The organism is Aquabacterium parvum (assembly GCF_001447195.1).
Classification (GTDB): Bacteria; Pseudomonadota; Gammaproteobacteria; order Burkholderiales; family Burkholderiaceae_C; genus Aquabacterium; species Aquabacterium parvum.
This window is the reverse complement of record NZ_LFRI01000405.1, coordinates 21033-27644: the sequence shown is the minus strand read 5'-3', so window position 1 is coordinate 27644 and position 6612 is coordinate 21033. Positions and strand designations below refer to the sequence as shown.

Here is a 6612-nt window from a genome sequence, read left to right as displayed (position 1 = left end):
CCCGCAAGGGCCTGAAGGGCCTTTTTGCGCCCGCCTTGTGGCTGGCCATGTGGGGCATGTGGGTCCGAGCAAGCCTTGAACGCAGCCACGATCATGCACTCAAGGGCTCAAATTGAATTTTGCAAGGCCGACTAAGGGACCTCAGCCGCATCAACAAGCAACGCGGCGTCCCCCAACGACCCAACAGGAGCTCGCATGAAAACCTTCGCTTTCGCCACCACCGCCCTCGCCCTGACGATGACCCTGGCCACCGGCACGGCCCATGCCGAAGTCATGGTCGGTGGCGCCCCGATGCTGCCCACCAAGGACATCGTCGACAACGCCGTGAACTCCGAGGACCACACCACCCTCGTGGCCGCCGTCAAGGCCGCCGGCTTGGTCGACACCCTCAAGGGCAAGGGCCCGTTCACCGTCTTCGCGCCCGTGAACGCCGGCTTCGCGGCCCTGCCCGCCGGCACCGTCGACAACCTGCTCAAGCCCGAGAACAAGGCCGCCCTCACCAAGGTGCTGACCTACCACGTGGTGCCCGGCAAGTTCGACGCCAAGGCCGTCACCCAGGCCATCCAGGCCGGCGGCGGCAAGGCCACGCTCAAGACGGTGGCAGGCGGCAACCTCACCGCTTCGACCGAAGGCGGCAAGGTGATCGTCACCGATGAGAACGGCGGCAAGGCCACCGTCACCATCGCCGACGTGATGCAGTCCAACGGCGTGATCCACGTCGTCGACAAGGTCCTGCTGCCGAAGTGATGCACGCGTGAAAAAGGGGGCGCGAGGCCCCCTTTGTGGGTTCAGCCGCCGGCAAGCGCCAGCCAGCAACGCCTGAGGTCGGCTCGGACGCCGAGCGACTTCACGCGACTTGTTGCCAAGCCTGAACCGAGGCCTGCCCAGCGAACAGCGGGTGGGCCTGTGCTTCGTCGATCGTCAGCACCGGCGTGACACACGCGTCGGCCGCCTCGAACTTGTGCGCCCAGAACACCAGCGGCTGCGAGGCCACCAGCGCGGCCACATCGGCCTTGAGCGCCGTGCAATCAGGCGTGCCCGGCAGCGAGCCACGTTGCCAGTGCCGATTGACCCAATCGGGCCGCTCGAACACCTCGCAAGCCACCTTCCAGAACTTGAACTCCAGCGCGCCCACCGCGAGGTGGCGGCCGTCAGCGGTCGCGTAAAGGTTGTAGCAAGGCAGGCCGCCGTTGAGCAGGTCTTCACCCGCCTTCGGCTTGCGGCCCAGCAGCGGCGCCAGCAAGGTCGCCGTCGACTTGGGCATGACCAGGTGGGCATGCAGCCCGTGCGTCATGCTGACGTCGATGTGGCGGCCCCGGCCCGTGCGCTGCGCCTCGATCACCGCCGCCAGGATGGCGATGGTGGCCATCGAGCTGCCCGCGGCCAGGTCGCCCCACTGCACGTTGGACAAGGCCAGTTCGCCCGTGGGCGCCCTCACCTGGTCCAGCACGCCGGACAGCGCCATGAAGTTGAGATCATGGCCTGCCTTGTTCGCCCAAGGCCCCGACTGCCCGTAACCGGTAATGGAGACCATCACCAGCTTCGGGTTGAGCGCGTGCAGGGTTGCTGCGTCCAGCCCCATGCCTTGCAGCACGCCAGGACGGAAGCTGTCGACCATGACGTCGGCGGTGGCCAGCCAGTCGCGCAAGGTGTTGAGGTCGGCTTCGTTGCGGAAGTCGACCTTGCGGCACTCCTTGCCGTGGTTGAGCGCCTCGAACAGCGGGCCCAGCGGACGCGCCGGGTCGCCTTCGGGCGGCTCGACCTTGACCACTTCGGCCCCCAGGTCGGTCAGCATGCGGGTGCTGAACGGCCCCGGCAGGTTGCGCGTGAGGTCGATCACGCGCAGGCCCGCCAGGAGCCCGCTCAGCGGGCCCTGCTGCGTGGGTTGGGCGCTGTGCGCGCTCACACCACGTCCTCGAAGCGGCCGCCTTCCTGGGCCAGCTTGACGATGATGGCCGCTGGCTCGAAGCGCGGACCATAGGCCTTGGCCAGCTCACGCGCACGTTCGACGAACTTCTTGGGGCCCACCGCGTTGATGTACTGCAGCGCGCCGCCCTGGTTGGGCGCGAAGCCCCAGCCGAAGATCGAGCCGATGTTGGTGTCGGCCACCGAGCGCACGACCTTCTCTTCAAAGCAGCGAGCGGCTTCGTTGGCCTGCACGTACAGCAGCCGGTCGACCAGCTCTTGCTGCGAAGGCTGCTGGGCCACCGGCGGGTACAGCTTGGTCAGCTCAGGCCACAGCGACTTTTCCTTGCCGTTGTAGTCGTAGAAGCCCTTGCCGGCCTTCTTGCCGATGCGGCCTTGCGTGGCGCCGATGTTCTGCAGCACGGCCTGACCGGGGTGGTGGGGCAGCTCCTTGCCTTCGGCCAGCAGGTCCTTCTTGGTCTGCTCGGCGATGTGCAGGGCCAGGCTCAGCGAGACCTCGTCTTGCAGGGCCAGCGGGGGCATGGGCATGCCGGCCTTCAGGCCAGCGACCTCGACGGAGCGCGGGGGCACGCCTTCGCCCAGCATGGCCAGGCCTTCCATCACGTAGGTGCCGAACACGCGCGAGGTGTAGAAGCCGCGGGCGTCGTTGACCACGATCGGGGTCTTGCCGATCTGCAGCACGTAGTCGAAGCCGCGTGCCAGGGTCTCGTCAGACGTCTTCTCGCCCACGATGATCTCGACCAGCGGCATCTTGTCCACGGGCGAGAAGAAGTGCAGGCCGATGAAGTTGGCTGGGCGGCTCGAAGCCGTGGCCAGGCCGGTGATGGGCAGCGTCGAGGTGTTCGAGGCGTACACGGCGTCGGCGGCGATGATGGCTTCGGACTTCTTCGTGCACACGGCCTTGATGTCGCGGTCTTCGAACACCGCTTCGATCACCAGGTCGCAGCCTTGCAGGTCTTCATAAGACGTGGTCGGCTGGATGCGGGCCAGCAGCGCGTCGCGCTTCTCGGCCGTGCTGCGGCCGCGCGAGATGGCCTTGTCGAACAGGCCTTGCGAGTAGCCCTTGCCCTTCTCGGCGTTCTCGATGGTGGTGTCGAGCAGCACGACATCGATGCCGACCTTGGCCGACACGTAGGCGATGCCCGCGCCCATCATGCCGGCGCCCAGGATGCCGACCTTCTTGACCTTGGACTCGGCAAAGCCCTTGGGGCGCGACTGGCCCTTCTTGATGGCGTTGAGCTGGTGCCACAGCGTGCCGATCATGTTCTTGCTGGTCTGCGAGACCACGCAAGCGGCGAAGTAGCGCGACTCGACCTGCGAGCCGGCGTCGAAGTCCAGCAGGCAGCCTTCGAACAGGCAGCTCATGATGTGGGTGAGCGCCGGGTAGTTGCCGTGCGCCTTGGCGTTGGCCATGGACGGGGCGATGGCGAGCACCTGCACCACGGCCGGGCTCTTGCTGTCGCCACCGGGGATGCGGAAGCCCTTGTTGTCCCAGGGCTGCGAGGCCTTGGGGTTGGCCTTGCACCAGGCTTTGGCCTTGGCCAGCATGTCGTCGCGGCTGGTGGCCAGCTCGGTCACCAGGCCCATGTCCTTGGCCTTGGCCGCGGTCAGTTCCTTGCCTTGCGTGATCAGCTCGAAGCTCTTCTGGATGCCGATCATGCGGGGCACACGTTGCGTGCCGCCGCCGCCAGGCAGCAGGCCCAGCTTGACCTCGGGCAGGCCGAGCTTGGTCTTGGGGTCGTCGATGGCGATGCGGGCGTGGCAAGCCAGGGCCAGCTCCAGGCCACCGCCGAGGGCCGTGCCGTTGAGCGCGGCCACCACGGGCTTGCCGCTCTTTTCCATGCGGCGCAGCATGCCCTTGAGGTCTTCACACAGCTTGTAGGCCTCTTCGGCCGAGGTGATCTGCGTGAGCTGGTCGATGTCGGCGCCGACGATGAAGGTCGACTTGGCCGAGGTGATGACCAGGCCCTTGAGGTTGGCGTCGGTTTCCAGCTGGGTGACCAGCGCAGCGAAGGGCTCGACCAGGGTCGGGTTGAGCACGTTCATCGCGCGACCCGGCATGTCGATGGTGACCAGGCCGATGCCGTCGGCATCGATTTCGAATGTGAAGGCTTGAGATTGAGTCATGGTGTGGGCCTCCCGGATCAGACGCGTTCGATGATGGTGGCGATGCCCATGCCGGCACCGATGCACAGGGTGGCGAGCGCCGTGGACTTGCCCGAACGCTCGAGTTCATCGAGGGCGGTGCCCAGGATGATGGCGCCGGTGGCGCCCAGCGGGTGGCCCATGGCGATGGCGCCGCCGTTGACGTTGACGCGGTCCATCGACACGCCCAGGTCCTTGGCGGTCTTCATGGGCACGGTGGCAAACGCCTCGTTGATTTCCCACAGGTCGATGTCGCCCGGGGTCATGCCCAGCTTGCCCAGCGCCTTCTTGCAGGCCGGCGTCGGGCCGGTCAGCATGATGGTGGGCTCGGAGCCGCACTCGGCCGTCATCAGCACGCGGGCTCGGGGCTTCAGACCTGCCTTGATGCCGGCTTCCTTGCTGCCCAGCAGCACCAACGCGGCGCCGTCGACGATGCCCGAGGAGTTGCCGGCGTGGTGGGCGTGGATGACCTTCTCGATGGTCGTGTACTTGTCCAGCGCGGTGGCGTCAAAGCCCATGGTGCCCATCATCTCGAACGAAGGCATCAGCTTGGCCAGCGACTCGACCGAGGTGCCGGGGCGGATGGTCTCGTCTTTGCCCAGCATCAGCATGCCGTTGATGTCCTTGACGGGGATGACCGACTTGTCGAAGCGGCCTTCCGACTGCGCCAGGGCGGCGCGGCGGTGCGATTCGGCTGCGTAGGCGTCCAGGTCGGCGCGCGAGAAGCCTTCCAGCGTGGCGATCAGGTCGGCCGAGATGCCCTGGGGCACGAAGGCGGTGCCGCTGTTGATGCGCGGGTCCATGACCCAGGCGCCACCGTCGGAGCCCATGGGCCAGCGGCTCATGCTCTCGACACCACCGGCAACCACCATGTCGCCCAGGCCGGCGCGGATCTTGGCAGCGGCCATGTTGATGGCTTCCAGGCCCGAGGCGCAGAAGCGCGACAGTGTCACGCCAGCGACCGATTCGGCCCAACCCGAGTCCAGCACGGCGGTGCGGGCGATGTCGGCGCCTTGTTCGCCCACCGGGGTCACGCAGCCGAGGATGACGTCGTCGACCAGCGAGGTGTCGAGGTTGTGGCGTTGTTGCAGGCCTTGCAGCAGGGTGCGCAGCAGCCACACGGGCGTGGCCTGGTGCAGGCTGCCGTCTTTCTTGCCCTTGCCGCGCGGGGTGCGAACGGCGTCGAAAATGTAGGCTTCGATCATGAGAAGCTCCTTCTGTTCAAGTAGATGTGACTCAGTGGTTCACGGGGTTGCGGGCGCCTGAGCGAGCGGGGATGAGCCTGCGTTGAGAAGCGCAGCCGTACAGGCGCACGGCGAGCATCGCCAACGCAGGATCGCCCCGCGCAGCTGGCGCGCGCTCCCCGCCTCAGAGGAAGCGGCTGGCGAGTTCCTTCATGATCTCGTTGGTGCCGCCGTAGATGCGTTGCACGCGCGAGTCGGCCCACAGGCGGGCGATCGGGTACTCCTTCATGTAGCCGTAGCCACCGAAGAGCTGCAGGCATTCGTCGATCAGCTTGCACTGGTTGTCGGTGACCCAGTACTTGATGAGCGCTGCGCGGTCCACACCCAGCTCGCCCTTGAGGTGGGCAACCATGGCGGCGTCCACCAGCGCGCGCGAAGCCAGCAACAGAGCCTGGCACTCGGCCAGCTTGAAGCGCGTGTTCTGGAAGCTGAAGATGGGCTTGCCGAAGGCCTTGCGCTCCTTCGTGTACTCCAGCGTCACCTTCATGGCGTACTCCATGGCGGCGATGCCGGCCAGGGCCACGAGCATGCGCTCTTGCGGCAGCTCCTGCATCAGCTGGAAGAAGCCCATGCCCTCTTGCTCGCCGATCAGGTTGTGCTTGCTCACCACCACGTCGTCGAAGAACAGCTCGGAGGTGTCTTGCGCCTCCATGCCGATCTTGTCGAGGTTGCGACCACGGCGGAAACCGGGGGCCTCGTCGGTCTCGACCACGAACAGCGAGATGCCTTGCGCGCCCTTGTCCTTGTCGGTCTTGCAGACCACGATGATCAGGTTGGCGAGCTGGCCGTTGGTGATGAAGGTCTTGCTGCCGTTGATCGTGTAGCTCTCGCCGTCGGCCGACTTCAGCGCCAGGGTGCGCACGCCTTGCAGGTCAGAACCCGTGCCGGGCTCGGTCATGGCGATGGCGCTGATGAGCTCGCCGGTGGCGAGCTTGGGCAGCCAGCGCTTCTTTTGTTCTTCCGTGCCGTAATGCAGGATGTAGGGGGCGACGATGCCCGAGTGCAGCGAGCCGCCGAAGCCGCCGATGCCGGCTTCGCCTTGGGCCAGCACCAACGCGGCTTCGTGGCCGAAGTCACCGCCGCCACCGCCGTACTGCTCAGGCATCGAGGCGCACAGGAAGCCGTTGGCGCCGGCGTCTTCCCAGGCCTGACGGTCCATCATGCCCTGGGCGCGCCAGGCTTCGTCCTTGGGCTGCCATTGCTCGATCATGAAACGTTTGGCCGAGTCGAACACCATCTGGTGTTCCTCGGTCATCCAGGCGGGGGCGAAGTTTTGAATGGGCATGTGGGATGTCTC

At 66.4% G+C, this 6612-nt stretch carries 5 protein-coding genes; 1 reads left to right on the top strand and 4 read right to left on the bottom strand.

What is annotated here, in order from left to right:
- Nucleotides 1-237: 237 nt before the first annotated feature.
- A complete protein-coding gene (locus tag ABG80_RS16655; RefSeq protein WP_235513909.1) occupies nt 238-747 on the top strand; it encodes a fasciclin domain-containing protein in 510 nt (169 codons plus the stop codon).
- 100 nt (nt 748-847) lie between these two features.
- Here the strand turns inward: ABG80_RS16655 and ABG80_RS16650 are convergent, their stop codons facing one another.
- The 4 genes from ABG80_RS16650 to ABG80_RS16635 form a co-directional block, all read right to left on the bottom strand.
- Entirely contained in the window at nt 848-1906 is a 1059-nt protein-coding gene (locus ABG80_RS16650) for a CaiB/BaiF CoA transferase family protein (RefSeq protein WP_235513908.1), read from the bottom strand.
- Complete coding sequence (locus tag ABG80_RS16645; RefSeq protein ID WP_058088752.1) at nt 1903-4053, bottom strand: 3-hydroxyacyl-CoA dehydrogenase NAD-binding domain-containing protein; 2151 nt, start codon at nt 4051-4053, stop codon at nt 1903-1905. Before ABG80_RS16645 ends, ABG80_RS16650 begins: the two co-directional genes overlap by 4 nt.
- Before the next feature lie 17 nt (nt 4054-4070).
- Complete coding sequence (locus tag ABG80_RS16640; RefSeq protein WP_058088751.1) at nt 4071-5276, bottom strand: acetyl-CoA C-acetyltransferase; 1206 nt, start codon at nt 5274-5276, stop codon at nt 4071-4073.
- A 163-nt stretch (nt 5277-5439) separates the two neighbouring features.
- On the bottom strand, nt 5440-6600 hold the full coding sequence (locus tag ABG80_RS16635; RefSeq protein WP_058088750.1) for an acyl-CoA dehydrogenase family protein: 1161 nt from the start codon (nt 6598-6600) through the stop codon (nt 5440-5442).
- Between the last annotated feature and the right edge of the window lie 12 nt (nt 6601-6612).